This is a genomic window from Tianxiuia mixotrophica, from assembly GCF_050596425.1.
Classification (GTDB): Bacteria; Bacillota; Clostridia; order Peptostreptococcales; family Acidaminobacteraceae.
On record NZ_CP192292.1, the window covers coordinates 3,266,812 to 3,291,808 of the forward strand.

Sequence of the window (24,997 nt, forward strand, 5' to 3'; positions counted from 1 at the left end):
GATGTGACTTTAAAATGCAAGAGTGTACATGAGTGCAACGTGTACAAACCAAAGTGCTAGGGCAAATGGCAACTGGGATAAGATCACCCTGTATTTGTTCTCCGTTTCCAGAACAGCTGCCGGTACAATATTAAAGTTGGCTGCCATTGGTGTCATAAGTGTACCACAATAGCCCGCTGTTAAAGCAAGTATTCCAGCCACAGCAGGATTAGCCCCCTGCGACATAACAAGCGGCATGCCAATGCCCGCTGTGATCACTGCAAAGGCCGCAAAAGCATTGCCCATTATCATTGTAAAAACTGCCATACCCAGGCAGTAAGCCACAACGGCTGCAAGAATATTGCCTTCTGATATGATACTGCCAATTCCACCGGAGATAACCTCGCCCACGCCAGCCGCAGCAAAAAGAGAACCAAGCGCTGCTAGAAGCTGTGGCAAAATGCTGGCCGAACCAATTTGCTGGAGAAGTCGACTGCCGTCATAGCCCACATTCGATGGCTTGGATTTTGTCACAGTCAAGGCAAATAAGGTTGCTAAAACCGCACCAGCTCCCAAACCTACAAGTCCCCCCAAAGACTTTATGTACTGACCAAAGAAAAAGGCAACAACGCCTATTGTCAGAGCTGGCAAAAATAAAATATTTCCCAGCTTTTTCGCAGATTCAACACGCTCAATTTCAGGTGCGTTTTCCTGAGAACCGAATGAAACTTTTTTCATGGCTGTGATACAGCCCATGAAAAGCAATATGGCTCCGACAAGAGGGGCTGGTATGTACTTTCCCAGAATAAACACAAAGCCCAGCAATCCCCAAAACAGAGCTGTGCCCTTTGGCGATGGATGTTTGTCGTCTTTAAAGGCATAAACCGCTGTCATTACCGCAATAAGACCTGCAATGATATATATTAGTTCTAGCAATGTATTTTTCATCTATATCACCTCTCGATCATAATCTTTACTGGATTGTGCAAGGGACGATTCAATTCTTTTGTCCACAATCCAGTTTTGGATAAGAGCCATCAGTCCTGCTATCACAGCAATGGGGATGGCCGCCTTAGAAACTTCAAGGGGGGTCACATTGATTCCAAGTTCCTCAAGTGTTCCAACAACCAGAAGGACGCCACCAGAGGCAATGAACACATTTTGACCAAAGAAATTACCATAGTTTTCAGCCGCTGCTGAATAGCCTTTAATAAGCTCTTCTTCTTGCTTGCCTACACGACCATATTTATTATGTGTTGCCCCGTATGCCATAGGATTGACAAGGGGTCTGATAAACTGAACATGTCCACCAAGCCTTAGTGACAAGGCCGCAGCAAATAGACGAATCAGTGTATACACTGACATAACTTTCCCAGCTGTGGCTGTTTTCATTCGACTAATAAGATAGGCCGCTCTTTCCCTTAGTCCATATCTTTCTAAAATACCTATAACCGGCAGGGTCAAAAGAAATATTGACATATACCTCGTCTTAATAAAAGAACTGCCAATAATCCCAAGAATCTCTACAAACCCAAGACCTCCTACAAGACCTGTTACTATTCCAGCAACAAGCACCACAGCAATTGTGTCATATTTCCTAATGAATCCAATAATAATAATAAGTACACCAATGAGTTTTAACATTTTTCTCCCCCTTATTTTAATTTGAAGCTTGCCTAATAAGCGCCTCTTGAAATTATATTAAGGGGAAATGGAGAACAAGTCTGTTGTCTGGAACACATGTGAACTCATAAAAGTAAAACATCCTATGAATTAAAATAGCACCTAAGTCTGTATACAAACTTAGGTGCTTGATAGATTTGTGCTTATAATAAATGAAACTTGCCTATTCATCCCAGTAATGCGTAACATAGCTTTTTAAGCCATCAAGGTCTAAAATTATGATTTGTCGATCCTTAATTGCTATAAGACCCTTATTCTTAAAAGTTTTTAGACCGTTTGTTATTGTGCTTCGATTTGATGCTGTACGGCTGGCTAGTTCATCATGTGTTATCGCAATATGAACTTTTTGAATGTTTGTGTCATCTTGAGAATGGTGCTTGGTAACATAAGCCAGTCTAATAATTGTATGTGCTAGTTTTCCCAGGGAATCGTTAAACTTAACATCTGCAAGTTCAAGCATAACAATCCGATATTTTCGAATCACACTATGCATAAAATGCCTGTATATTGACGGATTCTTCATGAGTTCGGCTTCAAGCACTTGCCTGCATAAAACCGAGACTGTTGAATTTTCTACAGCCTTTGTAATAACACAGGTTCTCATACCGTCAAAATAATCCATCTCCCCGAAAACCGTTCCACATCTTAGTCGAAAAAATGTTATTTCATCTCCTTCAGCGCTATAGAGGGCTTGTTTAAAGGAGCCTGACAAGACAATATAAACTTGGTCTGCCGTTTCAGGATCAATAATTTCATTCTTCTTAATTTCTCTGATTGTTCCGAGTTTTGACAACTCATCAGAAAAGAATTTTAGCATGTCCTTCTGAAGTCTCTCGTTAAAGAGCATATCATACATAAGAATCCCTCCCTGATTCTATTTGTATCAGACACTAGACCAGCTATAGTCTTGTGTCAAACACAGGCAATAAATATTAATATAGTCTTTATTGTCGTTTGGAAAGTGGTTAAATTAATATTTATTATATCTCAATCAGATGGAAAATAATGTTGTCTAAGCAACATTTTTATCCCCTTGTCATCTCACGAACAAAGTCTGGAATAAGACTAATTTCCTCATGAGACCCACGGTTTAAAATACCCATGCAAATATCTTCTGGTCGTATAGGAAGGGACTTGACCCGCACACCAGTCGCATTGGCGATAGCATTTGCAATGGCCGGTGGCGGTGTATTTATAACGACTTCACCAATGGATTTTGCTCCCTTTGGACCACTAGGTTCATAGCTTGGAACAAACTTAACCTGAAGGCCATTTATATCTCTTCGTGTCGGCACCTTATACTGCATAAATGTATCTGTCATCATATGTCCATCACGGGTATAACGCACATCCTCAAATAGAGCCATTCCTATGCCTTGAACAATGCCTCCCTCAACCTGAATCTTAGCAAGATTATGGTTTATTACAGTGCCGCAATCTACAGCAGCCACATAATCTAAGAGTTCCACTTGTCCAGTCTCAGTATCCACTTCTACCTCTGCAAATCCCGCAATAAATGGAGGTGGACTCGTGTCACCGCTGTATTGTCCCGTCCCAACAACTGGTTTCTCTTGTCCCGAGGCCATTTTCTTTTTTAAGTCTTCTGCTGCCCTTAGGACAGCATTGCCTGTAACATAAGTCGTGCTCGAAGCGTAGGACCCTGTATCATAAGGCATGGCATCAGTATCTCCCGTGATTAAGTCGAAATTTGAAATATCTTGACCCAGGGCATGAGCCGCCATTTGCAGTAAAATGGTGTCACAGCCCGTGCCCATATCTGTGGCTCCGATTTTTAGGGTGTATCTTCCATTTTTTTCGAGCACGATGTCTGCCTGTGCACTATCCACAGCGGCAATACCAGACCCTTGCATGGTAATGGCCATACCCACACCACGCACTTTTGAAGATCCAACCATCCGTCTTGGATATTTTTCTCTCCAGCCAATAAGGTCTTGTCCCACCTCTATGCACCGACTTAAGGTGCACGAATTCAATGTTCCCGGATTTTCTTCTGTTGATCCTTCAAGAATAGGGTTTTGCTCCCCTTCATTTATGACGTTTTTCAACCTCAGTTCAGCTGGGTCCATGCCCAGTTTATCAGCTAGTTCACTTAGGGCCGATTCCATAGCAAAAATCGCCTGCGTTACGCCGTATCCCCTAAGGGCGCCGGCAGGCATTTTATTGGTATAAACCACCTGCCCCCTATAACGCGCAGCATCAGCCTTGTTGTAAAGCGGCAAGGACTTGTGCCCTGCAACCATTAGAACGGTCCAGGCGTGTTCCCCATATGCACCTGTATCCGACAGGGCCTTCATATCCACAGCCTTTATAATGCCATCTGCCGTGGCTCCAAGTTTTATTTTCACTTGAAAGGCGTGTCGACTGCTGGACATGGCGAATGTTTCTTTTCTGTTATACATCACCCGTGCTAGCTGTCCGGTTTTGAGGGTTACAATGGCTGCATAAAGTTCTGTTGCCATGGTCTGCTTGCCACCAAAACCGCCACCGATTCTCGGTTTTATAACCTGTATGTTTTCTTCATCCATCCCCAGGGCAAGAGCACTGATCCTACGAACGTGAAATGGAATTTGTGTCGCCGTTACAATAACCAATTTACCTGACGGGTCTAAATGACTGGTACTCCTATAGGTTTCCATCATGGCATGGGCCTGGGCTTGCGTGTTATATGTGCCCTCAATAACAACATCGCATTTATGAAGGGCCTTTTCCATGTCTCCATAGCCTGTTTCATAAGTGCCTGCTAAATTTTTCTTCCGATCACATCCAAAATCAAAGTGGGTGAAAAGATCCTCTTCTTTGTGGATGATGGTTTCATGCCCGATGGCTTCTGTGGCATTGATCACCGATGAATAGACTTGGTAATCAATCTCCAATAGCCTTTCAGCCTTTTTTGCAGCAGATTCGTCTTTTGCAGCTATGATGGCAACAGCGTCACCCACATAGCGTACATACTCATCGAGAATCCGTCTATCGTATGGAGATGGCTCAGGATACGACTGTCCTGCAATCGTGAAGCGAGTCTTTGGCACATCTCTATGGGTAAGTATAATTTCCACACCTTTTACAAGCATAGCTTTATCTGTATTGACTGATAAAATCTTGGCATAAGCATGGGGACTCCGAACAATATGTACATAAAGATGGTCTTTTAGATCACGATCATCCGTATAAACCGCTTGGCCTGTTGTTATGGCAAGACCATCAATTTTTTCAACTGATTTACCTATATAGCACATTGAAAGTCTCCTTTACTCTTGACTCACTAGCCACTTCATAATGGCACGGGTTTGTCCCTCGTAACCTGTACAACGACATAGATTTCCATTTAAGTAATGCTTAACGTCTTCTTCAGTGGGATTCTTAAGTTCATTTTTCATAGCTAAAACAGTCAGTATAAAGCCCGGACTGCAGTATCCACATTGGTCTGCGCCTTCAGCTATAAGGTGCTCTGCCAAGGCTTGCCCCATTTTTCCGACCCCTTTTATTGTTGTGATTTTTTTACCATTTACACGCATGGCTAGGGTCGAGCAGGAAAGTGTTGGTTTTCCATCTATCCAGACGGTGCAAAGGCCACAAGACCCCGTATCACAACCTGTTCTAACTTCTGTATATCCATTTTCTCTTAAAACTGATACCAGGTTCTGACCTGGTTCAGCATCGAATGTTCGTGTTTCTCCGTTGACAATCACATTAATTTCCATGTGTCACCTCTTTTATACATCGACTCACTAAAACTTGACACAGATGTTTTCTGTAGTCTGCACTGGCTCTCATATTACTTCCAAATACCAGCTCCTGGCTTGCTATCTTTGCTGTGTGCTTGATAACGTCTTCATTTATCGTCTCATTATTATTTATTGCTGTATTTAAATATTCACTGGCTCTTGTAGCAATTTCACAGCGCTGGGGTCTGGCACCCACAGTTATAGTGATCCTATTTCGACTGCGAAAGGCACTGGCGTTTAGTATAGGAAAATCCCCTTTTGATTGTCGGAAGGCTTCATAATGACAGCGCGATTGACTGTCTTTTGGCAAGCGAATGGCCACAAGTATATCAAATTTAGGTGGCGCACTTAGGAATCTTTCCAAAGTCATATGCCCCCCCTTATACAGGTCTACTTCCGCCCCTATGGCCAGCAGGGCTGTTAGTATGTCTGAAAATCCATAGCGACCATAAACGGAGCCCCCAAGGGTTGCTGTGTTTCTAAAGGAAACACCCACTATGTCTCTAACGCTTTTTGAAAGCGCATTACCAAAATGAGATTTAATAAGTGAACTGGTTTCAATACCACGTAACTTGGTCATGGAACCAATTTCTATAAAGGTCTCATGATCTTTAATATATTCAAGGTCTAGATTGCATAAATCTATACCTGTTCCGATTTTCTTCTTACCGAGTCTTAAAAAAGCACATCCTCCGAGGATGGTATTGCTTGGACTCATACTATAAATATTCCAAGCTTCTTCTAATGACTCTGGAGCGACGTATTTCTTCATATCGAGCATAAGATTTCCTCCAAATGGGATTTGGTTATTCCGAACGTTTTAACCAATACATTTATAATCATTCGTACATCGCACATTATAACATAATTCTTGCTCAGATAAAGCCTATAGCCATGAAAAAAAATAAAAACTGCCCCAATTCGACTATGTATAAAGTCTCCTTGGAGCAGTTTTTAGTACTGCTAAGCGCCTGATTGCTATTATATTGTGAGTATAAAGATTAAAAGGCTTATTTTTGATTCATACCCTATTTCACTTCATTTTCGTAGATTTTTGCAGGTTCTTCCCCAGCTTGCACACGCATAACCCCTTCATTAAGAGCTATCATTTCATCTTCGCCTGGTTTTACTATAACCGGTGCAATAAAGCCCACTTGCGCCTCAATGTAGTCCGTAAGGTATTTTGAATACGCCACGCCACCTGTTAAAACAACTGCATCCACTTTGCCCTTAAGAACAGTGGCCATACCGCCAATTTCTTTTGAAATTTGGTAGCCCATTGCATCAAAGACAAGTTTGGCTTCTTTGTCTCCTGCTTCAATGCGCTTGAGCACTTCTCTTGCATCATTGGTTCCAAGGTAAGCCACCAAACCGCCCTTGCCCCTCATTTTTGTTTTTAGTTCCTTAAATGTATATTCTCCCGAAAAACACATTTTAGCTAGGTCACCTGATGGCAGACCCCCTGCTCTCTCAGGCGAGAAGGGTCCCATTTCATTGGCATTATTTGCATCGATCATTTTTCCATTTTGCATTGGCACAACTGAAATACCGCCACCTAGATGGGCAACAACTAAGTTTAAGTCATTGATGTGGCAGTTCTTCTCTTTTGCAACACGGTGGGCGATCGCTCTAATATTAAGGGCATGTAGAAGTGAGCGTCTTTTGATTTCAGGCATACCTGAAATTCTCGCCACATCTTCAAATTCATCCACAGCCACAGGGTCTACAATATATGATGGGGCCCCAGCTTCATCGGCAATGCTTTTTGCAATAATGCCTCCGAGATTGGATGCGTGCTCGCCTTGCACACCCACCTTTAAATCTTCTATTAGAGCCTGTGTCACTTCATATGTGCCGGATGGCATTGGCTTTAAAAGTCCACCTCGACCAACAACTGACTTTAGCTGGTTGACATCATAGCCCTCTGACTTCATCCAATCAATAATAATATCTTTTCTATATTCAAACTGATCTGTGATCTTATCAAACTTATCCAGTTCATCTGTTGAGTGACTCAGGTTCTTTTGGATCACATTTTCCTCGTCTTTAAATAGTGCCACCTTCGTTGATGTTGATCCTGGATTAATCACTAATACAAATTCTTTCATTATAATTAGCCTCCCTTGGTTTGCCCGCAATTTAATTATGTATTTACTGACTCTCTTCTTATATTATACATAGTCCACCCTTCAGGTTCTACAATTTTTGTTGAATAACTCTATTTTTTTAGTATACCGATCAAGCGGTACAAAAAACTTTAAATATGTTGACCTGTGACATTACGAATATTTTAAATGGAAAATAAAAAATAATAAACGTTTTCCCGGAGTTTTAGGGACAAACACAGGAGAAAAAGTCTTAAATATCAATATTTTAGCGAACTTTACCTTGCAAAAGTATAGAATATCACATATACTTGATTAGTTAGCAAACTACAGGTGTTAAATTTAGTCTGGCTTTATTCCTTTTATCCATTTACAAGCTGAGACTGAATTTGGCATGTAATGAAGAAAGGATTTTTATGGGTTTTACAAAATATGAACTATCAGATGCTGTTTTTCACGGCATCGAGAAATGCGGATTCACTGAACCAACTGAGATTCAAGCACAATCAATTCCACTATGTAAAGAGGGCCATGATATAATCGCCCAATCACAAACAGGTACAGGAAAGACTGCTGCTTTTTCAATTCCAATGCTTGAGAACATTGATGAGACGGATCGTTCTCTTCAGGCATTAATTCTATGTCCAACACGTGAACTGGCTGTACAGGTTTCAGAAGCGATTTCTGCTCTGGCTGTTGGTATGAGAAACTTAAATGTCGTTCCAGTGTACGGTGGCGAGCCAATTTACCACCAAATTAGAAAACTTAAGCGCGGTGCACAAGTTGTTGTCGGTACACCTGGTCGTACAAAAGATCACTTTGACAGAAAAAACATCAAAGCTGAGAACCTTAAGACTCTTATTCTTGATGAAGCAGATGAAATGCTAAAAATGGGATTCAAAGACGAACTTGAAGCTATTCTTTCCTATCTTCCAGAAGAAAGACAAACGCTTCTATTCTCTGCAACAATGCCAAAAACAGTTGAGTATTTAGCTAAGAAATATACGCAAAACCCTCAACGCATTCACATTGCACGCAAGAATATGACAAACACGAACATCAAACAGAAATACTACCTTATTAAAAGAAGACATAAAATCGATGCTCTACTTCGTCTGATCGATTTCCAGACACCGAAACAAGCGCTTATTTTCTGTAATACAAAGCGCGGTGTTGATCAGCTTTCAGAAGCATTCCAAAAGAAAAATGTCGTTTCTGATAAAATTCATGGTGATATTCCGCAAGCACAACGTCTTGAAACAATCAAGCGATTTAATGCTGGACACCTTAACCTTCTAATCGCAACGGATGTTGCGGCCAGAGGTCTTGATATTGATGGTGTTGACGCTGTTTATAACTATGATGTTCCAACACATCCTGAAAACTACGTTCACAGAATCGGTCGTACAGGCCGTGCTGGTCGTACAGGAGAGGCTTCAACTATTGTAAGCCGTGAAGATATTAATTTCCTAACAGAGATTATGCACTACACAAAGGAACAAATTGAAGAGTCTACCCTACCTTCTGTTGGAGAAGTAAATTCTTCTCGAGTGGACAAGTATGTTGAAGAAGCTATGGTTATTGGTGATGAAGGTATGAGTGATCATGCTCTTAAAATTATCAACAAACTAGAAGACGGCGGATTCAGCGCACGCCAAATTGCTGGGGCAATCATTGATATGAATCTGTCACTTGAAAAAGGAACAGAGCATGATTTCAGCTTCCGTTCTCACGTTCCGACAAAGAGAACTGGCAAAGGCGGCGGTGGCAGCAGTGAAGGTCGCAAACGTTCTGATTCACTTCGTATGAACTTAGGTCGTGATGACAAGGTACAAGTTCGTGATCTGCTTCACCTTATTTCTTCTAAGTCAGGTATTCGTAAACACGCAATCGGAAACATCCGCATGCGTGACAATGTGACATACCTTGACATGGATAAGAACACAGCTGATAAGATCATTGAAGCCCTACATGGTAAAACACACTCCACTGGTAAAAAGCTAGAGCTGAGATTTGAAAAAGCTCGACCTTTCAGCGGTGGCAGTAAGGGTGGATCAAGAAGTAAATCTTCTTATGGATCAAAGAACCGTTCATACAATAAGGGCGGAAGCAACAAGCCACGTTACAACGGCAAAGCTAAAAAGCAACACTAAGGTATCTATAATTTTGAAGTACCTGAATGAAATAAAGTTTATTCTATTATAAAAGAATAAGTACAAATAAAAGCTAGCAAGTCTCAAATGAGAGACCTTGCTAGCTTTCTTGTTTATACTCAGTCTTACAACTGATCTGTTCACTCTATTAGGTTGCTTCATCAGCTAGGGGCCTGCCCTTGTTTTTTCTAAGAAAGGACCAGCCGGTTTCTGCGGTTATAATGGCTATAAGTATGACGCCACACCCAAGTCCCATTAACAAGGTAAAAGGCTCATTGAGAAGGACAATGCCAAGCACTGTTCCAAACATGGATTCCATGCTGAGTATTATAGCTGCATGGGTCGCTGTTGTGTACTTTTGAGCTGTTGTCTGAATCAAAAAGGCTGCACAGGTGCTAAAAATTCCAAGATAAAGAACACCCAGCATGGCGCTGGAGTTCGGTGTATAAATAGGACCTTCAACAGCAAAAGCTGTAATAAATGCAAAAATTGTTACAAAGGCAAACTGCAAAAATGTTAATAGTGCAGGGCTTGTTTTTTTAACATATATGCTTGTGCTTATAATGTGAAGGGCGAAAAAGAGTGCGCAGGAAAGGGCCCACAAGTCTCCCGCCTTAAGCGCTCCTAACTGTTCTCCAGTCGTCAATAAACTCACACCTATAAAGCAAAGGACCGCCGCAGTTATAGCATAAATATCAGGTCTTTTCTTGTGAATAAACCAAACTATAAAAGGCACCATAACCACATTTGTGCCTGTTAAGAATGCTGATTTACCAGCCGTTGTGTACTGTATGCCAATGGTTTGTGTGGCAAATCCCATAAAAAGCATAAAACCTACGATCAAACCCGCTTTCAGGTCTTGTATCTGTATCGACTTTATTTTATTAAAGGATATTACAAGCATTATAAGTGTGGCCACAGCAAATCGAAAAGCCACCATATAAAGCGGTGTCACCCCTGACAAAATATTCTTTGTCACTATAAAACCCGTACCCCAAATGACAGCGACAATAAGCAGTGCGAAATCTGCCGCAATCATTTTTTTATTCTCTTTTTCCATATCATTCCCCTCCAAAACATGGCCCATTAAAAACTTGGCCTCACCTTGCATATATGTTAATGGAATCCAGGTCTGATTACAATCACATTTATTCCAAATAATATGAAAAGCGTTTGGAATAATTCCAAACGCTTCGTCTTGTATATTCATCTAAGAATCTTCATGGTCTCCATCAGACTCGGCAGATTCTCTTCTTTCCTTTATGATCATTTCCTTAATTTCAGCCAGTCTATCCCGTGCTTTTTCTGTCATGGCTTTGCTGCCATTTTTCATTTGTATGGCTTCAAAAACGAATTTCTTCGCATCATCAAGCATACCAGCATGAACATGCATTTCAGAAATGAGAACCGCTAGCTTCTGTTCGCCTTCTGGAGTGAGTTGAACCCTTTCAGTGAACCAACCTTTGGCATAGAACTCGCGGGCCTTTTCATAGGCAAAGTTAAACATTTCATCATCTTCAACATCGCTGTACATCCAGGCAAGATGAAGCCATAGCCGTCCGTATTCATAAGCCGTTCCACCGACAATGTCCTTGCATGCCATGGCCAAATAATAACTGTCAAAAACTTCATTATAGGATGTTTTTAGGGTTTCAGGCAAATGAAAACCTGCCAGCTTGTCTGGCATTTCTTGAAGAAGTTTCTCTTTATTCACAGCCTTCATTCGAGGAAAATCGTAGTGGAAGTTGGAATATTTACAATGGGGACAGGTCCATATGTTGTACCAAATTTCATCCACACCCTCAAAAACCTGCCTCATATCTCGCTTTAACTCCACCAATTTGAACTTTGATGTCCTTAATTGATACAGGGTAAAATCCTTTTCGCAGACAGGACAAACCACATTTTTATCAAAGAGCATGTCTTCATGTTCAGCATCAAGGGGCACATTGTAATGTTTATGTCCCTTTGGGTAGAGGTGGTGGCTGATATCATTTCGAGCCTCAATGACATATGCAGATGGTTTTATAGGCCCGCTTTGACCCTCTTGATTCTTCTCAAACCACGCATCCCCTTCCACACACCGATCAATCCCACCAATTTGTCCAAGACTCTTATCCGCCTTGACCAGGCGAGAACTTAAATCATCCATTAAGACGACTACACTTTGAGAATTGTTCATTATGTAGCTTTCTAAATTGTCTTCAAAAAGTCTTTGCACCTTCGTATACTGTGTTGCAACAGCCTTGTAACGCCTAGGCACTTCCCCTAAATATGACACAGCCCCAAAGTATGCGCCTGGCCCAATACTTTTTATCTGAATGTCTCCATCTTGTGTTCTTTTAAACAAGCTCACCCGCCCCTGCACCACAGCATACATACACGCACTGTCTTCACCCACGTTGTATATTATATCTTCTTCCTCATATTCTATTGTATAAAACGGGTCTGTATAATCTTTGATCATGGTATGCCTCCAAATTAAGTTGCCTTTGAACAGTCATCTCAATAGAATTCGCTTCTTCTAACTCTTAAACTCACTGATGTAACTCTCTGCCTCCACAAGTCTTTTGGCAATGGTCTTCATTAATTTGACTGCCATAGATGGATCTATTTTAATGTATTTATCCAAGCCATCCTTGGTGATTCTGAACATCGTACAGGCTTCAAGGGCTCTTATGGTGGCACTTCTCTTGCCACCTTGGAAAATGCTCATTTCTCCAAACACATCTCCAGCCCCCAGTTCTGCTACATGGGCTTCAGATCCATCGAATGGATTGAGCACAAACACCTCCACAGACCCCTTTAAAATCAAGTACATTTCATCACCATATAGTCCCTGATATATAATGGTTTCACCTTTTTTAAACTCAGTGACTTGACCAATTTTTTTCAGCGTATTAATGTCCATAGATTCACTCCCCTAGAGTCTGGTTTTATACCACTGATGATGATATCCATAAAGCGAGCATGCCAATGAAGGATAATGTAATAATGAGTATGGTTACTGTTTTAATTTTATCTGTATTCATAGTGGCCACCCTTTTCATAAGCCATTTCTGTAATTTTTCATCTTACTTATAGACATAAGGCAACAATATATTGATATTTTACCCATTTTAATCATATATATTGGTCTTCTTTTGACATATTTGAAACAATATGAATCCCAAACCCACCAGCATCGTCAATACGCAACATCTTCCAAACTCTATCACTTGTCTAAACTGATAATAATGCAAATGTTTTAGATATATATGACGTAATAGGGGTAAATTTAAAGTATGATAATGCAAGGAAAGGAGCCCGAGTATGACTTTTACATTAAAATCAAGTGCCTTTGATCACGGTCAAAGCATTCCCATCAAATATACTTGCCACGGCAAAAATATTTCTCCCCCACTCCAGTGGACAGAACCACCTGAAAAGACCCAGTCCCTTGTTCTTATTGCCGACGACCCAGATGCCCCATATGGCTGGATTCACTGGGTTTACTACAATATCGACCCATTAAAACGGTCTATAGACGAAGCCTGCCCGAAAACATATGAGTTTAGTGATGGATCTAGTCAAGGCATGACTGACTACCGGGATATTGGATACAGTGGACCATGCCCAAGTTCAGGGACACATAGATATTTCTTCACACTCTATGCCCTGGACACAGTAATAAAGGGCCACCTTAATATGACAAAGGAAGACTTAATGAGTCAAATTAGCGGTCACATCATTGCAACAGCCCAGCACATAGGCATCTATAGCGCCAAGTGACTCGACCTATAGATGAGTCCATTTATACGAAAAGAATTTGTATAAAAAACAGCCTTCATTTAGATCAGCACAAGCGGTTCTAAATGAAAGCTGTTATTTTGTTTGGCCATTTTTAAGGCTGATCACTCTGTGTTTGTAATAAGTTTTAGTGGAACAGGCACCTCTTCAATAAATGAATCTTGGGTTAGAAACTTCATAACAGCTTGGATGCCCACACGGCCAATTTTCTCTGGTTGCTGGGCCACAGTTGCGTCAAGACTACCATCCTGAACAGCGATTATGGCATCGTCAGCCCCATCAAATCCAACAATTACAAGCTCCCGCCCCGCTAGTGTCGCCGCCTTGAGAGCCCCTAGAGCCATTTCGTCATTATGGGCAAAAACAGCGTCAATATCATTATAGGTTTCCAGCAAGTTCTCCATTTCATTTTGAGCCATGCCTCTGTCAAAGTCGGCACGCCTCTTTTCAATAATTTCTACATCTGACCCCTGGAGTGCCAATTCAAAACCTCGACCTCTTTCCCTATCCACAGAAGCGCCCTTTAAGCCTTGTAAGACAACAACCTTGCCCTGTCCGCCCAATGTATCAACTATAAACTCTCCAGCCAGATAGCCGCCTGAACGGTTGTCAGAAGCAATATGCATTAGGACCATATCCGAATCCACTTGTCGGTCCAGGGTAAAGACAGGAATGCCCAAGTTAAAAGCTTTTTCAATCAATTCTACTGAAGCCTCTGGATCTGTTGGATTTAAGAGAATTGCATCCACTTCATCTTCAATCAACTTGTCCATGTTGGCCCTTTCCGTTTCAGAACTATCCCTTGAATCAAGAACCCTTAGAGCTATTCCGTAATCATGGGCCTCTTCAACGACGCCATCTTTCAGAGATACAAAAAAAGGATTGAGTAGGGTTGACACAACGAATCCAACCTCAATTTCTTCAACCCCAGATGGTTTTGAAAACCTTTCGGTTTCAGTCTGAGGATCATTTTGAAAGTCTTCATTTTTCTTTTCATCACTTTTATCCATGCCACAAGCAAGGCTCACTGCAACAAGGATAAAGAGTATCAGAGCAAACCCCATTCTCTTTAACATACAAAATCCCCTTTAAAGTCATATAATATGCGCTGGATTTTCTAAGCATTTATACTGTCTTCTTCTTTGATTTTGGGAAGGAATATATTAAATCTAACCCCTTTTCCAGCATTAGGTCCCACTTCGATTGTGCCTCCAAATTTCTCTGTCACCAGGGTATGAACGATATGCATGCCCAGACCACTGCCACCTTCTCCCTGCTTTGTGGTAAAAAACGGAGTGAAAATCTTGTCCGCAATTTCTTGACTCATGCCTTTTCCATCGTCCTGATAAATAATTTCCACACCACCCGCTACCTCTCGTGTAGCAATATCTATGACACCGCCCCCCCTCATCATAGCCATGGATCAGGGAGTTGTTAATCAGATTGGTCATAATCTGAGAAATGAATCCTGGTGCCCCTTTAAATGGAATGACATCTTTACAGGATACGGTAACAAGAACACCTTTTAGCTTGCACTCATATTTCATGCCCAAGGCAATTCGGCTTAAATACTCGCATAAATCAAATTCTTCGTCAACTTCGCTTATTTGATGCACAGAAACGGACTTGAAGTTCTGAATAAGACCCGCAGCATGTTCAAGGTGATTTTCCAGCATACTAATACTTTCTTCCATATCGTCATAAAATTCTACCAATTGAGACCGTTTTAAAGTCCCGCTTTCAAGGGCCACTTTAGAGGTTTCAAGCATGCGTTTTGCATGGGAGGTTATGGTTATGGATGACCCAAGAGGCGAATTGACATCATGGGCTATCCCTGCAACAAAGGCACCAATCGCCGCCCATTTTTCTTGTTCTAATAACTGCCCTCTTGCCTTTTTTAAGTTCTCAAGAGACTGTTTTAAGGCCTCGTTTTTATTTTGCAGCTCAGTGACATCTGACGCAACGCTTAACAAATAGTCAATTGTACCATCTTCATTGATTATAGGGATTTTCTTGACACTGTGAACAAATGCATTGCCCAAACCGTCATTCAACCACACCATGTAGACTTCCGAGTCATTTTGACCGCTGAACAGCTTTTCTTCAGCATCTCTCATGGCCTTTAGACTTTCATCATCCGTTCTTTCTTTAAAATCTTCCATGGTCTTACCAATCATATCTTCAACACTCACTCCAAGTGTTTTAGCTGCGGCCCTATTTGCCATTTTAAAACGTCCCTGCCTATCCTTTACAAAGATTGAACTGGGGTCTGCATCGAGTATGGCTCGTATTTCCTTCTCTGATTGAAGGAGCTTGGAATTAACTGATTCTATTTCACTTTTCATCTTCTCTGAATTTTTCAGTTCACTTTGCAGTTCCTTCGTCTTTCGACGAACTTGCAACCTCAGAGAGATGGTCCATAAAAGGACAAGAATCAATGTTATTAAAATGACTATAAGCATTCTAATTAAGTTGGTATTGTCGGTGATTTCATCGTACTTCAATTTAATCCAGTTTCCATTGATGGCCTCTGTTTCCTCAGCAATTCTTGGTATAAGTTTGTTGAGTATAGGAATAAGTGGTTCATAGTCTTCCCGAACTGCAAAGGCAATTTCTTGAGGCATGTCATACTTTGACACAACCTTTAGGTTACTGATCTTGTATTTTGATATATGGTATGAAGCCGTACCAAAATCTTGTATTGTCGCATCCACATCACCATAAAGAACTGCATTGAGAGCATCTTCTACTGTCTCGTATACCTTGAGCTGAATCTCTGGATGTTTTTGAGATAGCACTTCGTTCCAAAACCAGCCCCTGACGGTCGATATATATTTGCCATTTAGATCATTCATGCTATCAATATCTGTATTGCCTTCTCTTATAATGATCCCCGTTGGAATAGACAGATAAGCTGTGGAAAAAGACATATGCTTGACCCGATCCTCAGTCGGGGTCGCTGAAATCATGTCAATATCCCCGTCGATGAGGCTCTCCATAACCTTGTCCCATTTGCCAACGTATTGTACCTCAATTTCTACCCCAAGTTTTCCTTCAATCTTTTCTATAACTTCTATGCTAATCCCCTGCGCCTGTCCATTTTCGTCACGAAACTCAAAGGGAGGATATTTAGGATCATAGGCATAGCGAATCACTGGATGGGCACTCAGCCATTCCCGCTCATTCTCATTAAGCCAGTATAAGGTTTCGCTTCCATATGTCATATACTGACCTGTAGCGTGTATAGAAATAAAAAGTAATATGAATAAAATTAGTCCATTCTTTAAATATGGTTTTTTGAACATCGTAAAAACCTCCTGAGCATATGTTCTTCATTATCATACCCATTTCCTTCTATTATTCCCATGAGCTTTGAGACATATGACCTAAATTACGTTTTCATGAACACAAGTAAAACTAGACAATATTCAATGAGAGGCATATAATATGTTTTGCATTTGCATATGACTAGTACCCTAGTCAGCAAGTGTAGATTAGATTAAAGGGAGACAATTATGCAAAACTTTTTTAAAAAGTACACACCCCTAGCTCTAATGGTGGCTCTATTTAGCGAGATCCACTTTTACCCAATGGGAGGCACATTGCGAATTTCTCTTGGAATTGTGCTCATACACCTTGTGGCTCTTGTTCGAGACGATGTCAACTTGCCCTCATTAACAGCCCTTGCGGGCATATTAATAGGCCTTGAGCGCTACATCACACAAGTGGTCGTATTTTCACAATCCCCCATTCAGGCTATGGCATTTGTCAGGCCAGCCATCGTATATTATGGCTGCTTCGCTGCCCTTCATTTATTGATAAATCTAAGAAAACACAGGCGCAAGGTCTTTATGAGCATATCTGTAATGGCCATTATTGATGCCCTAAGCAACAGCACAGAAGCTCTTCTTCGAAGTGATATGAATGCCCAGCTCCTTCAAATCGTAATACTTGCAGGGATTCTAAGAGCCCTAATAGCCTATATCCTTTACGCCTTATGGGAAAGGCAAAGCTTGTTTATTCAAAAGCAGGAACATCAAAAGCGATACATACAACTGACAACACTGGCCGCTGATGTTGAAACAGAACTGTTCTACTTAAGAAAATCAGCTGATCAAATCGAGTCTGTCATGCGCCAGTCCTACAAACTTTATGATGAACTCCCAGACGATTTACATCTAAAAGGTGACGCCCTCGAAATCGCCCGAGAAATCCACGAAATAAAAAAGGACTACTTGCGTGTCTTATCAGGATTTGATGATTTCATCTATAAGCTTGAGAATATTGATGCATTAACCTTGACTGAAATCTTAACCATTGTGAAATCAAGCTCTGAAAAAAGCATCACCAAGTCTGACAAGAATATACGACTGACACTTGACCAAAATGGGGATCATATGGTCAACCGCTATCTGAATATATTCACTATTTTAAACAATCTCATAGATAATAGTATTTCCGCATCTCATGCTATAGGTCATATTCAAGTCCAGGCCCATGTTGACGAAAAGTGTTTAAGACTGGCCGTAATTGATGACGGAAGCGGCATATCAAAGGGTCTTGAAGAAGTCATATTCAACCCTGGTTTCACAACCAAGTATGATTCAAAAACAGGTAAGGCCAGCACCGGTATTGGTCTGTCCCATGTGAAAAACTTAGTGGAAGAAATGTCCGGAGACATCCAAGTGGAATCAGAAAAGGACAGAGGAACAAAAATTCAAGTGACTCTGCCCCTTGACTAAGACAAAATATTATAGGAGGTCATTAAGCCATGAAAAAAATACTAGTCATAGATGATGATATTGTCATTCGAAAAATGATCATTGAGCTGATTGAATCCAGTAAACTAGGCACTGTGGTTGGAGAGCTGGAAGATGGCATACACGCTGTTGATGAAATACAGTTCTATAATCCCGACATCGTGGTTGTTGATCTTCTGCTGCCTGGTAAGGATGGAATTAATATCGTCAAGACGTCTTTGGAAAATGGATTCAAGGGCAAATTCATTATGATCTCTCAGGTGGAAGACCAATATATGATTTCAAAAGCCTACGAAGCAGGCTGTGTGTTTTTTCTTGGAAAACCCATTAATGCCATTGAGGCCATTAGTGTTATTCGAACCGTTTCAAGCACCTTAGACCTTGAAAGGTCTTTTCAACTCATAAAGAGCACGGTGATTGGCATGCCTGGCATGGAATCAGGCAATGCATTGGCACAAGCTCCATCAGATAAACCCTCACTTAGTTCACAGCTTGATCAGATTTTTTCAGATTTGGGCATTATCAGTGACAGTGGCACAGAAGATTTAAGGGCCATTATCATGAAAATATTAAAACTTCGAAAAACAAATCCGACAGCAAGCTACAAGCTGCAAGATTTATACAATAGCCTTTCAGAGGAAAAAGCAAGTGCTGGTAGGGACTATGTCAATTCCCGTTCTATTGAGCAACGTATCAGACGAATCATTTTAAAGGCCATGACCACCCTAGCCGAAATGGGGCGAGAGGATTTTGACAACCTCAAGTTCACTGACTACGCAACGGTTCTATTCGATCTTGGGCAGATAAAGCAAGAGATTCGATACATTGAGAATGAATCAACCATAAGAGGAAAAATCAGTGTCAAACGCTTTATTGAAGGCATGATGAGCAAGCTAAAATATTAAATACATCATTTTTCAGAAATTATTTGAAAACGTTTTCTATGATTTTTCGTCGAATGTCGTCGAATTCTGTAGCACCCCCATATAATGATTACGAATTATTCAATCATTTTACGTTTAATTAAAGAAGGGGATGTTACATATGACTTTGACTCTAGACATGATTCAGTCTATGGCACTGGCGGTTGTTATCCTAATGGCGGGTCAAGCTATTAGAAAACGCGTGTCTTTTCTGGAACGATTCTGTATTCCTGCACCGGTAATCGGGGGGATTATCTTTGCACTCTTCACCCTTGTTATGAAACAAACGGGTGTCCTTGAATTCCAATTTGATACAACACTACAAAAAGTGTTTATGACTGCTTTCTTTACAACAGTGGGCTTCACTGCAAGCTTCAAGCTTCTTAAAAAGGGCGGTAAGCAGGTAATGATTTTCCTCATACTTGCAATTGTTCTAGTCTGTATGCAAAATGTTGTCGGTGTTGGTTTCGCTAAGGTATTTGGCATTAACCCACTCATCGGACTCTCTACTGGGTCAGTTCCAATGACAGGCGGACATGGCACATCTGGTGCCTACGCACCTGTTTTTGAAAACGCTGGTGCAACGGGTGCAAATGCTGTTGCTATGGCTTCTGCAACTTTTGGTCTTATTGCCGGTTCCCTTATTGGTGGACCTCTTGGCAAAAAACTTATTGAAAAACACGATTTATTGTCTAAGAAAACGTCTTCACAGGTTTCGGATGCTCAAAATGAGACAGAAGAAGTTAACCTTGTGAGTTCCAGTAGATTTCTAGGTGCAGCTTGTCAAATTATTGTGGCAATGGGGCTTGGTACTATTGTTTCTGCCCTGCTTTCAAAGACAGGTATGACATTCCCACCGTATATTGGTGCCATGTTTGCTGCAGCTATTATTAGAAACATTTCTGACGCTTCATCAAACTTTAAAATCAACAGCTTGGAAATTGATGTGATCGGTGAAACATCCCTTTCAATTTTCCTAGCCATGGCACTTATGAGTCTAAAGTTATGGCAGCTTGCTGACCTTGCAGGTCCAATGCTTGTTATGCTTGTTGCTCAAGTCACTTTAATGGGTCTGTTTGCATACTTTGTAACATTCAATGTTATGGGTCGTGACTACGAGGCTGCTGTTATGGCATGTGGTCACTGCGGTTTTGGTATGGGTGCAACACCAAATGCCATGGCAAATATGAGTGCCCTTACACAAAAGTACGAAGTGGCTCCTGCGGCATTCTTCATTCTACCGCTTGTGGGCAGTCTGTTTATTGACTTCTTTAATGCCGCTATCATCACTGGTTTTATGAACTTATTCGTATAGCCCCCAACCCATAGACTCCAGTATGGGATGCAGTGAGTGGATATTCTACTCCTATAAAAAGAGCACTGGCCATGGCCAGTGCTCTTTATTCTTGTTTCGATCATTATTTTTGATCGTAAAGTTTCTTCTATTTTTTGTCTTCTAATCAGCTTTCTACCCTTCCTTAAACTTACCGGCAAGCTCTTTCGTCCAGTTCTCTATTTGCACCCAGTCTCTTTGGTCACTAGGCGTTCCCTTAGGAACACCGAACACAAATCTCAGAACCCCTGGAAGTTCTCCATCAACTTTACCTCCAAAAACACCCGTTTTAACAGGAGGCACTTGTTTACTTACCGCATCAAAAGCCTTATTGATTTGCTTTCTCCACATTTTACGACCCAAAACAGCTGTATAGGATAGGGAGAAATAAGCTGTTTTCTTATCCTGAAGATCCATTTGGTGTATGCCTATAAAGTTAACAGCATCATCAACCCACTTCATTCCGTTTATGGGTGCCCCTATAACAACACAGTCATAGTCATTAACATTTGCAATGGCATCCACATTTTTTACATCTACATCAAAGTCCTCTTTCTTAAGTGTCTCAGTCATAAATTCCGCAACTTCTTTTGTCGAACCTTGCTTACTCGCATAGGCTATCAAAACACGTGTCATTTCATTCCCTCCTATTATATTTTGTCTGGACCCTATTATTATTTATAGCGTGATATTCATTTCATCTAGGGACTTGTGCCAAACCATATGGTGGTTTCCAACAGCCCATTTGTCAATATCTATATAAGATGCTTGTCCCAACTTTTTTGTCCAGATGACCTGAGCACTTTTGTAACCACTGTCTAGGCAAAATGACTCCTGACCTCGAGCCAGCAGGGTCAGATACATGGCATTCATTAGTTTTGATCCTATGCCTTGCTTTTGAAAATCGGGATGCACATAAACAGGTCCAATTTCTAATACATCATTCAAAGCACCATTTGTGCTTTCTTCAATAAGCTCATTGCTTGGACCAATGCCTATGATTCCAGCAATTCTGTTTTCTACAAGTGCTATGAGAAAGTATCTTTTCTCTCCGTTTGACTCCAAATCTTCCATAAGAAATGCTTGTTTTCCACTAATTTCTTCAGCTTTTAGATCTGGAAGGTCAATGTCATTGAGTTCAAAAACAAACTCAATGGTATCTTCAAATAATTTTTTCAAGGCTTGTGCATCTTCATGTCGCGGCCTTCTTATGATAACCGACTTGTTCTTTTCCATAATACCCTCCCCGAAATTTTTCTCTCATTTCTCTTTTATATGCCCATAAATCTGCTATAATGTTATGGTTGTTTAAAATAATACATTTTCTTAGGTGCTTTCAAAATTTCTATTTGGATTGCCACATGCTCTAAATGACTCATACGATATAAAGTATTTGTAGTTTTTTTGTATATCACCAAGATTGACTGGAGTTCTTATAAATGAGATTGATTCATAAACACACCAATGAAGCTGTTGCAAAAATACAAGAACCTGTTATTTATGAACGGGCAGCTGCACGAGGCATAATACTTGATGGAGAAGATATTCTGCTCATTTACACAAAACGTTACAACGACTATAGTTTCCCTGGTGGCGGTGTCGATTCAGGTGAAGACCTAATGCACGGATTGCTTCGAGAGCTTTCTGAAGAAACTGGTGCCCAAAACATTGTAGTCAAAGAGGCTTTTGGTGCTTATGAAGAGTACAGACCTTCCTATTATGAAGGATCCGATGTTGTCCACATGCTCTCTTATTTTTATGTTTGCAGCGCTGACAGGAAACTCGGTAAAGCCCACCCCGAAGACTATGAGATCAAAAACGGTTCTGAACCTGTTTGGGTCAACATCTATGAAGCCATCGCCCATAATCAAAAGGTTATGGATGATAAAGAAGACTCTATGGGACTGTCCATTGATCGTGAAACGAGAGTCCTCAAGTTAATTGTAGATGAACTCCTAGATGCAACTGATGAATAAACTCTACCACGGACTATGATGAAGACCTTGATTGGCTAAATGCAAATCATGTCTTCTATCATAGTTTTTTACTGTTATACATCAATTCCTGGGCTGATGGTTGATCAAGCACTATATTGTTCAAAATTTAGCTTGTTTTTCATATGTATAATAAGTATAGGGAATACTGGCATCATCCACTCTTTTTTTATAAGTCACTTCATAAGCTTGTCTATTGAAGTTCGGATAGTATATATCCCCCTCTATAGCATGGTCTAGTTCCGTTACATAAAGTCTTTTGCATTTATCAATGGTATTGTGGTAGAGCTGTCCGCCACCCGCAATAAAGACTTCATCCTGTCCTTGACAGTGTTCCAGGGCATCATCCACTGAATTGAAAACAATATAATCATCTGAATTCTCCGTCAATGATTTCGAAATAATGATGATTTCCCGCCCTTTTAAGTGTCCACCTAAGGACTCATAGGTTTTCCTCCCCATAATAACAGTTTTGTTCATCGTCAAATCTCGAAAACGTTTTTGCTCTCCTGGTATTCTCCAAGGTATATCATTTTCTTTACCAATAACGTGGTTTTTAGCTATGGCAACAATTTGAGATATAACCATATTGTTTCCCCCTTTAATTCATGTCAGACGCTTCTAGTCATGGTTTCATGTAATATTTTACCATGATTTTTTCTCGCTTGTAGGGTCATTCTTTAAAATTGACGAATATTTTTAATATTTCTTCTCTTTCATATATTGACATTACCATAGTTTTACTTTACACTAACTAAAACCGATGATTGGAACAGTACCTTTTATGAGAAACCTTAGCGAGTGGGATTTGGTGAAAGCCCATGTGGACAATATTTGGGAATGACATCCAGGAGGTGTTTGCGTGAATGTCTAGTAGTGCAAACCGGCTAACCACCGTTATCTGGACCAAAGAGGACTTGTTTCAAAGTCAATTAGGATGGTACCGCGGATAGACATTCGCTCCTGCATGGGAGTGGGTGTTTTTTTATTTTTCGAGCTTGCAAAGACTTTGCAGGATACTGGATGAAGTAATTAATGGACCTAACCTGACTTTTGAAGACAGTTGAAAAAGGGTGGCACCGCGTATAATACGCCCCTTGAAACCAGACAAGTTTTTATGGAGGTGCACAATGAAAAGAACAATGATTAAAGCCTTACAAACAAAAGAGAATCAAGTGGTTAAAGTGAGCGGATGGGTTCATAGAATAAGAAAATTAAAATCTGTCGTATTTGTCATACTGCGTGACAGAAGCGGTCTTGTCCAGCTCATTATGAGTCCTGAATCGTTCAAGAAAACATCCCTAAAATTAGAGGCTGTTATAGAAGTGACTGGGAAAGTCGCAAGCAGTCCAAATAAGTACGGTCCATTTGAAATACATGTTGAGTCTCTTAATCTTTTAAGTGAGGTCGAGGAAGACCTTCCCCTTCAAATAAACGGAGATAAGGTTGACAGTGGCCTTGAAAGCATTTTGAATCACAGGGTCTTGTCCCTACGTCACAGTCATGAATCTGCGATTTTTAAAATACAGGCAGCTATTGGCCAGGCCTTTGAAAGTTTCTTGCGAGAAGCTGATTTTATACAAATTCATACCCCTAAGCTAGTAAAGGAAGGGGCTGAAGGGGGATCTAATGTTTTCTCTTTGGACTATTTTGGCGAAACCGCCTATCTGGCCCAAAGTCCACAATTTTATAAGCAAATGATGGTTGCTAGTGGCCTTGAAAGGGTTTTTGAAATCGGTTCTGTATTCCGTGCAGAAAGCCATAGCACGTCAAGGCATTTGAATGAATATATCAGTCTGGATCTTGAAATGGGATTTATTGAGTGCGAATCTGAACTTATGGATTTAGAAACCCAGCTGCTCAAACACATTATGGATCATTTACAAGCCCAGTGTTTACATGAACTTGAACTGCTCTCGGTCACACTGCCCCAGGTTCCAAGTCAAATTCCAACCCTCAAGCTCAGTGAAGCCATTGAAATACTGAAATCAGAGTACGGAAAGACAGAACTAGAGGGGGACCTTGACCCGGAAGGCGAAAAAATGATTGCAGAGCACATTTTTAATACGACCGGTTCAGACTTTGTCTTTTTAACGCATTATCCAAGGTCTAAGCGCCCTATGTACACCCTGCCCGCCGGAGAAACAGAAACCCATAGTTTTGACCTTCTCTTCAAGGGGTTAGAAATCACAACAGGTGGACTGCGTATCCACACATACAAACACTTGGTTGATAGCATGATCAATAAGGGCCTTGCGCCAGAAAATTATAAGGCCTATCTTGAAACTTTCAAGTACGGTGCCCCACCACATGGCGGCCTGGCAATTGGCCTTGAACGCTTGACAGCACAGTTGTTGGGGCTGAAAAACGTCAGACGGGCATCGCTATTCCCAAGGGACTGCAACCGCTTGACACCTTAATACAAGCTTTAAAACAAAAGACGGGTAAAATCCCCTTAGTTGGTATTTTTTCATACCTCATTAAGGGGATTTTACCCGATTATACTTTTCTGCTATTGTCATTTTATAAACT

Annotated in this window: 22 protein-coding genes, 1 pseudogene and 1 other annotated feature; of the genes and pseudogenes, 7 read left to right on the top strand and 16 right to left on the bottom strand. The window is 40.9% G+C overall.

Features of this window, described 5'->3' with window-relative positions; translation table 11 throughout:
- Nucleotides 1-9 precede the first annotated feature (9 nt).
- From ACQ4KW_RS14305 to buk, 7 genes are all read right to left on the bottom strand, one after another.
- Nucleotides 10-927 carry a DUF979 domain-containing protein gene (locus tag ACQ4KW_RS14305; RefSeq protein ID WP_430883164.1) on the bottom strand — a complete coding sequence of 306 codons (918 nt, stop codon included), beginning with the start codon at nucleotides 925-927 and terminating at the stop codon, nucleotides 10-12.
- Nucleotides 928-1,623, bottom strand: a complete 696-nt coding sequence (locus tag ACQ4KW_RS14310; RefSeq protein ID WP_430883165.1) for a DUF969 domain-containing protein — start codon at nucleotides 1,621-1,623, stop codon at nucleotides 928-930. It lies immediately after the preceding gene.
- 202 nt (nucleotides 1,624-1,825) lie between these two features.
- Entirely contained in the window at nucleotides 1,826-2,518 is a 693-nt protein-coding gene (locus ACQ4KW_RS14315) for a Crp/Fnr family transcriptional regulator (protein WP_430883166.1), read from the bottom strand.
- Nucleotides 2,519-2,687: 169 nt separating this feature from the next.
- Nucleotides 2,688-4,919, bottom strand: a complete 2,232-nt coding sequence (locus ACQ4KW_RS14320; RefSeq protein ID WP_430883167.1) for a xanthine dehydrogenase family protein molybdopterin-binding subunit — start codon at nucleotides 4,917-4,919, stop codon at nucleotides 2,688-2,690.
- A 12-nt stretch (nucleotides 4,920-4,931) separates the two neighbouring features.
- On the bottom strand, nucleotides 4,932-5,384 hold the full coding sequence (locus tag ACQ4KW_RS14325) for a (2Fe-2S)-binding protein (RefSeq protein ID WP_430883168.1): 453 nt from the start codon (nucleotides 5,382-5,384) through the stop codon (nucleotides 4,932-4,934).
- Nucleotides 5,374-6,189, bottom strand: coding sequence for an FAD binding domain-containing protein (locus ACQ4KW_RS14330; protein ID WP_430883169.1), 816 nt, complete (start codon nucleotides 6,187-6,189; stop codon nucleotides 5,374-5,376). The genes ACQ4KW_RS14325 and ACQ4KW_RS14330 overlap by 11 nt, the downstream gene beginning before the upstream one ends.
- Before the next feature lie 247 nt (nucleotides 6,190-6,436).
- Nucleotides 6,437-7,516: a butyrate kinase gene (gene buk / locus ACQ4KW_RS14335; protein ID WP_430883170.1), complete on the bottom strand. Its 1,080-nt coding sequence runs from the start codon at nucleotides 7,514-7,516 to the stop codon at nucleotides 6,437-6,439.
- Nucleotides 7,517-7,929: 413 nt separating this feature from the next.
- On the opposite strand from buk, the gene ACQ4KW_RS14340 reads away from it, so the two are divergent.
- A complete protein-coding gene (locus ACQ4KW_RS14340; RefSeq protein WP_430883171.1) occupies nucleotides 7,930-9,666 on the top strand; it encodes a DEAD/DEAH box helicase in 1,737 nt (578 codons plus the stop codon).
- A 148-nt stretch (nucleotides 9,667-9,814) separates the two neighbouring features.
- On the opposite strand, the gene ACQ4KW_RS14345 is transcribed toward ACQ4KW_RS14340, so the two are convergent.
- Genes ACQ4KW_RS14345 through ACQ4KW_RS14355 form a run of 3 tightly spaced genes read right to left on the bottom strand, consistent with a single transcriptional unit; the run spans nucleotide 9,815 to nucleotide 12,577 of the window.
- Nucleotides 9,815-10,876 carry a DMT family transporter gene (locus ACQ4KW_RS14345; RefSeq protein ID WP_430883172.1) on the bottom strand — a complete coding sequence of 354 codons (1,062 nt, stop codon included), beginning with the start codon at nucleotides 10,874-10,876 and terminating at the stop codon, nucleotides 9,815-9,817.
- Complete coding sequence (locus ACQ4KW_RS14350; protein ID WP_430883173.1) at nucleotides 10,877-12,133, bottom strand: DUF2225 domain-containing protein; 1,257 nt, start codon at nucleotides 12,131-12,133, stop codon at nucleotides 10,877-10,879.
- Between the two features lie 57 nt (nucleotides 12,134-12,190).
- Nucleotides 12,191-12,577: a Crp/Fnr family transcriptional regulator gene (locus ACQ4KW_RS14355; RefSeq protein ID WP_430883174.1), complete on the bottom strand. Its 387-nt coding sequence runs from the start codon at nucleotides 12,575-12,577 to the stop codon at nucleotides 12,191-12,193.
- Nucleotides 12,578-12,978: 401 nt separating this feature from the next.
- Here ACQ4KW_RS14355 and ACQ4KW_RS14360 point away from each other — a divergent pair, with 401 nt between their 5' ends.
- Nucleotides 12,979-13,437, top strand: coding sequence for a YbhB/YbcL family Raf kinase inhibitor-like protein (locus ACQ4KW_RS14360; RefSeq protein ID WP_430883175.1), 459 nt, complete (start codon nucleotides 12,979-12,981; stop codon nucleotides 13,435-13,437).
- Nucleotides 13,438-13,559: 122 nt separating this feature from the next.
- On the opposite strand, the gene ACQ4KW_RS14365 is transcribed toward ACQ4KW_RS14360, so the two are convergent.
- From ACQ4KW_RS14365 to ACQ4KW_RS14375, 3 genes and pseudogenes are all read right to left on the bottom strand, one after another.
- Nucleotides 13,560-14,531: a substrate-binding domain-containing protein gene (locus tag ACQ4KW_RS14365; RefSeq protein ID WP_430883176.1), complete on the bottom strand. Its 972-nt coding sequence runs from the start codon at nucleotides 14,529-14,531 to the stop codon at nucleotides 13,560-13,562.
- A 41-nt stretch (nucleotides 14,532-14,572) separates the two neighbouring features.
- The gene (locus ACQ4KW_RS14370) at nucleotides 14,573-14,875 is read right to left on the bottom strand and encodes a sensor histidine kinase (RefSeq protein ID WP_430883177.1); all 303 of its coding nucleotides are present in this window, start codon (nucleotides 14,873-14,875) and stop codon (nucleotides 14,573-14,575) included.
- A 511-nt stretch (nucleotides 14,876-15,386) separates the two neighbouring features.
- A pseudogene (locus ACQ4KW_RS14375) lies at nucleotides 15,387-16,760 on the bottom strand (transporter substrate-binding domain-containing protein); the annotation flags it as partial.
- 210 nt (nucleotides 16,761-16,970) lie between these two features.
- Between ACQ4KW_RS14375 and ACQ4KW_RS14380 the strand changes: the two are divergent.
- From ACQ4KW_RS14380 to gltS, 3 genes are all read left to right on the top strand, one after another.
- Nucleotides 16,971-18,197 carry an ATP-binding protein gene (locus ACQ4KW_RS14380; RefSeq protein ID WP_430883178.1) on the top strand — a complete coding sequence of 409 codons (1,227 nt, stop codon included), beginning with the start codon at nucleotides 16,971-16,973 and terminating at the stop codon, nucleotides 18,195-18,197.
- A gap of 29 nt (nucleotides 18,198-18,226) precedes the next feature.
- Nucleotides 18,227-19,120, top strand: coding sequence for a DNA-binding domain-containing protein (locus ACQ4KW_RS14385; RefSeq protein WP_430883179.1), 894 nt, complete (start codon nucleotides 18,227-18,229; stop codon nucleotides 19,118-19,120).
- Between the two features lie 139 nt (nucleotides 19,121-19,259).
- Nucleotides 19,260-20,453, top strand: a complete 1,194-nt coding sequence (gene gltS / locus ACQ4KW_RS14390) for a sodium/glutamate symporter (RefSeq protein ID WP_430883180.1) — start codon at nucleotides 19,260-19,262, stop codon at nucleotides 20,451-20,453.
- Between the two features lie 153 nt (nucleotides 20,454-20,606).
- On the opposite strand, the gene ACQ4KW_RS14395 is transcribed toward gltS, so the two are convergent.
- Both ACQ4KW_RS14395 and ACQ4KW_RS14400 read right to left on the bottom strand, forming a co-directional pair.
- Nucleotides 20,607-21,107, bottom strand: coding sequence for a flavodoxin domain-containing protein (locus ACQ4KW_RS14395; protein ID WP_430883181.1), 501 nt, complete (start codon nucleotides 21,105-21,107; stop codon nucleotides 20,607-20,609).
- 42 nt (nucleotides 21,108-21,149) lie between these two features.
- Nucleotides 21,150-21,707, bottom strand: a complete 558-nt coding sequence (locus tag ACQ4KW_RS14400; RefSeq protein ID WP_430883182.1) for a GNAT family N-acetyltransferase — start codon at nucleotides 21,705-21,707, stop codon at nucleotides 21,150-21,152.
- A 203-nt stretch (nucleotides 21,708-21,910) separates the two neighbouring features.
- On the opposite strand from ACQ4KW_RS14400, the gene ACQ4KW_RS14405 reads away from it, so the two are divergent.
- Nucleotides 21,911-22,447: an NUDIX hydrolase gene (locus tag ACQ4KW_RS14405; protein WP_430883183.1), complete on the top strand. Its 537-nt coding sequence runs from the start codon at nucleotides 21,911-21,913 to the stop codon at nucleotides 22,445-22,447.
- Between the two features lie 120 nt (nucleotides 22,448-22,567).
- Here the strand turns inward: ACQ4KW_RS14405 and ACQ4KW_RS14410 are convergent, their stop codons facing one another.
- Nucleotides 22,568-23,053: a dihydrofolate reductase gene (locus tag ACQ4KW_RS14410; protein WP_430883184.1), complete on the bottom strand. Its 486-nt coding sequence runs from the start codon at nucleotides 23,051-23,053 to the stop codon at nucleotides 22,568-22,570.
- A gap of 166 nt (nucleotides 23,054-23,219) precedes the next feature.
- Nucleotides 23,220-23,433, top strand: a binding site (T-box leader).
- 162 nt (nucleotides 23,434-23,595) lie between these two features.
- Between ACQ4KW_RS14410 and aspS the strand changes: the two genes are divergently transcribed.
- Complete coding sequence (aspS, locus tag ACQ4KW_RS14415) at nucleotides 23,596-24,885, top strand: aspartate--tRNA(Asn) ligase (protein ID WP_430883185.1); 1,290 nt, start codon at nucleotides 23,596-23,598, stop codon at nucleotides 24,883-24,885.
- The last annotated feature ends 112 nt before the right edge of the window (nucleotides 24,886-24,997 follow it).

What these genes read in the sequence shown, in the direction of transcription:
- ACQ4KW_RS14305 (WP_430883164.1), bottom strand. Translation starts at nt 927, where the DNA reads ATGAAAAATACATTGCTAGAACTAATATATATCATTGCAGGTCTTATT.
- ACQ4KW_RS14310 (WP_430883165.1), bottom strand. Translation starts at nt 1,623, where the DNA reads ATGTTAAAACTCATTGGTGTACTTATTATTATTATTGGATTCATTAGG.
- ACQ4KW_RS14315 (WP_430883166.1), bottom strand. Translation starts at nt 2,518, where the DNA reads ATGTATGATATGCTCTTTAACGAGAGACTTCAGAAGGACATGCTAAAA.
- ACQ4KW_RS14320 (WP_430883167.1), bottom strand. Translation starts at nt 4,919, where the DNA reads ATGTGCTATATAGGTAAATCAGTTGAAAAAATTGATGGTCTTGCCATA.
- ACQ4KW_RS14325 (WP_430883168.1), bottom strand. Translation starts at nt 5,384, where the DNA reads ATGGAAATTAATGTGATTGTCAACGGAGAAACACGAACATTCGATGCT.
- ACQ4KW_RS14330 (WP_430883169.1), bottom strand. Translation starts at nt 6,189, where the DNA reads ATGCTCGATATGAAGAAATACGTCGCTCCAGAGTCATTAGAAGAAGCT.
- buk (WP_430883170.1), bottom strand. Translation starts at nt 7,516, where the DNA reads ATGAAAGAATTTGTATTAGTGATTAATCCAGGATCAACATCAACGAAG.
- ACQ4KW_RS14340 (WP_430883171.1), top strand. Translation starts at nt 7,930, where the DNA reads ATGGGTTTTACAAAATATGAACTATCAGATGCTGTTTTTCACGGCATC.
- ACQ4KW_RS14345 (WP_430883172.1), bottom strand. Translation starts at nt 10,876, where the DNA reads ATGAATATACAAGACGAAGCGTTTGGAATTATTCCAAACGCTTTTCAT.
- ACQ4KW_RS14350 (WP_430883173.1), bottom strand. Translation starts at nt 12,133, where the DNA reads ATGATCAAAGATTATACAGACCCGTTTTATACAATAGAATATGAGGAA.
- ACQ4KW_RS14355 (WP_430883174.1), bottom strand. Translation starts at nt 12,577, where the DNA reads ATGGACATTAATACGCTGAAAAAAATTGGTCAAGTCACTGAGTTTAAA.
- ACQ4KW_RS14360 (WP_430883175.1), top strand. Translation starts at nt 12,979, where the DNA reads ATGACTTTTACATTAAAATCAAGTGCCTTTGATCACGGTCAAAGCATT.
- ACQ4KW_RS14365 (WP_430883176.1), bottom strand. Translation starts at nt 14,531, where the DNA reads ATGTTAAAGAGAATGGGGTTTGCTCTGATACTCTTTATCCTTGTTGCA.
- ACQ4KW_RS14370 (WP_430883177.1), bottom strand. Translation starts at nt 14,875, where the DNA reads ATGGCTATGATGAGGGGGGGCGGTGTCATAGATATTGCTACACGAGAG.
- ACQ4KW_RS14380 (WP_430883178.1), top strand. Translation starts at nt 16,971, where the DNA reads ATGCAAAACTTTTTTAAAAAGTACACACCCCTAGCTCTAATGGTGGCT.
- ACQ4KW_RS14385 (WP_430883179.1), top strand. Translation starts at nt 18,227, where the DNA reads ATGAAAAAAATACTAGTCATAGATGATGATATTGTCATTCGAAAAATG.
- gltS (WP_430883180.1), top strand. Translation starts at nt 19,260, where the DNA reads ATGACTTTGACTCTAGACATGATTCAGTCTATGGCACTGGCGGTTGTT.
- ACQ4KW_RS14395 (WP_430883181.1), bottom strand. Translation starts at nt 21,107, where the DNA reads ATGACACGTGTTTTGATAGCCTATGCGAGTAAGCAAGGTTCGACAAAA.
- ACQ4KW_RS14400 (WP_430883182.1), bottom strand. Translation starts at nt 21,707, where the DNA reads ATGGAAAAGAACAAGTCGGTTATCATAAGAAGGCCGCGACATGAAGAT.
- ACQ4KW_RS14405 (WP_430883183.1), top strand. Translation starts at nt 21,911, where the DNA reads ATGAGATTGATTCATAAACACACCAATGAAGCTGTTGCAAAAATACAA.
- ACQ4KW_RS14410 (WP_430883184.1), bottom strand. Translation starts at nt 23,053, where the DNA reads ATGGTTATATCTCAAATTGTTGCCATAGCTAAAAACCACGTTATTGGT.
- aspS (WP_430883185.1), top strand. Translation starts at nt 23,596, where the DNA reads ATGAAAAGAACAATGATTAAAGCCTTACAAACAAAAGAGAATCAAGTG.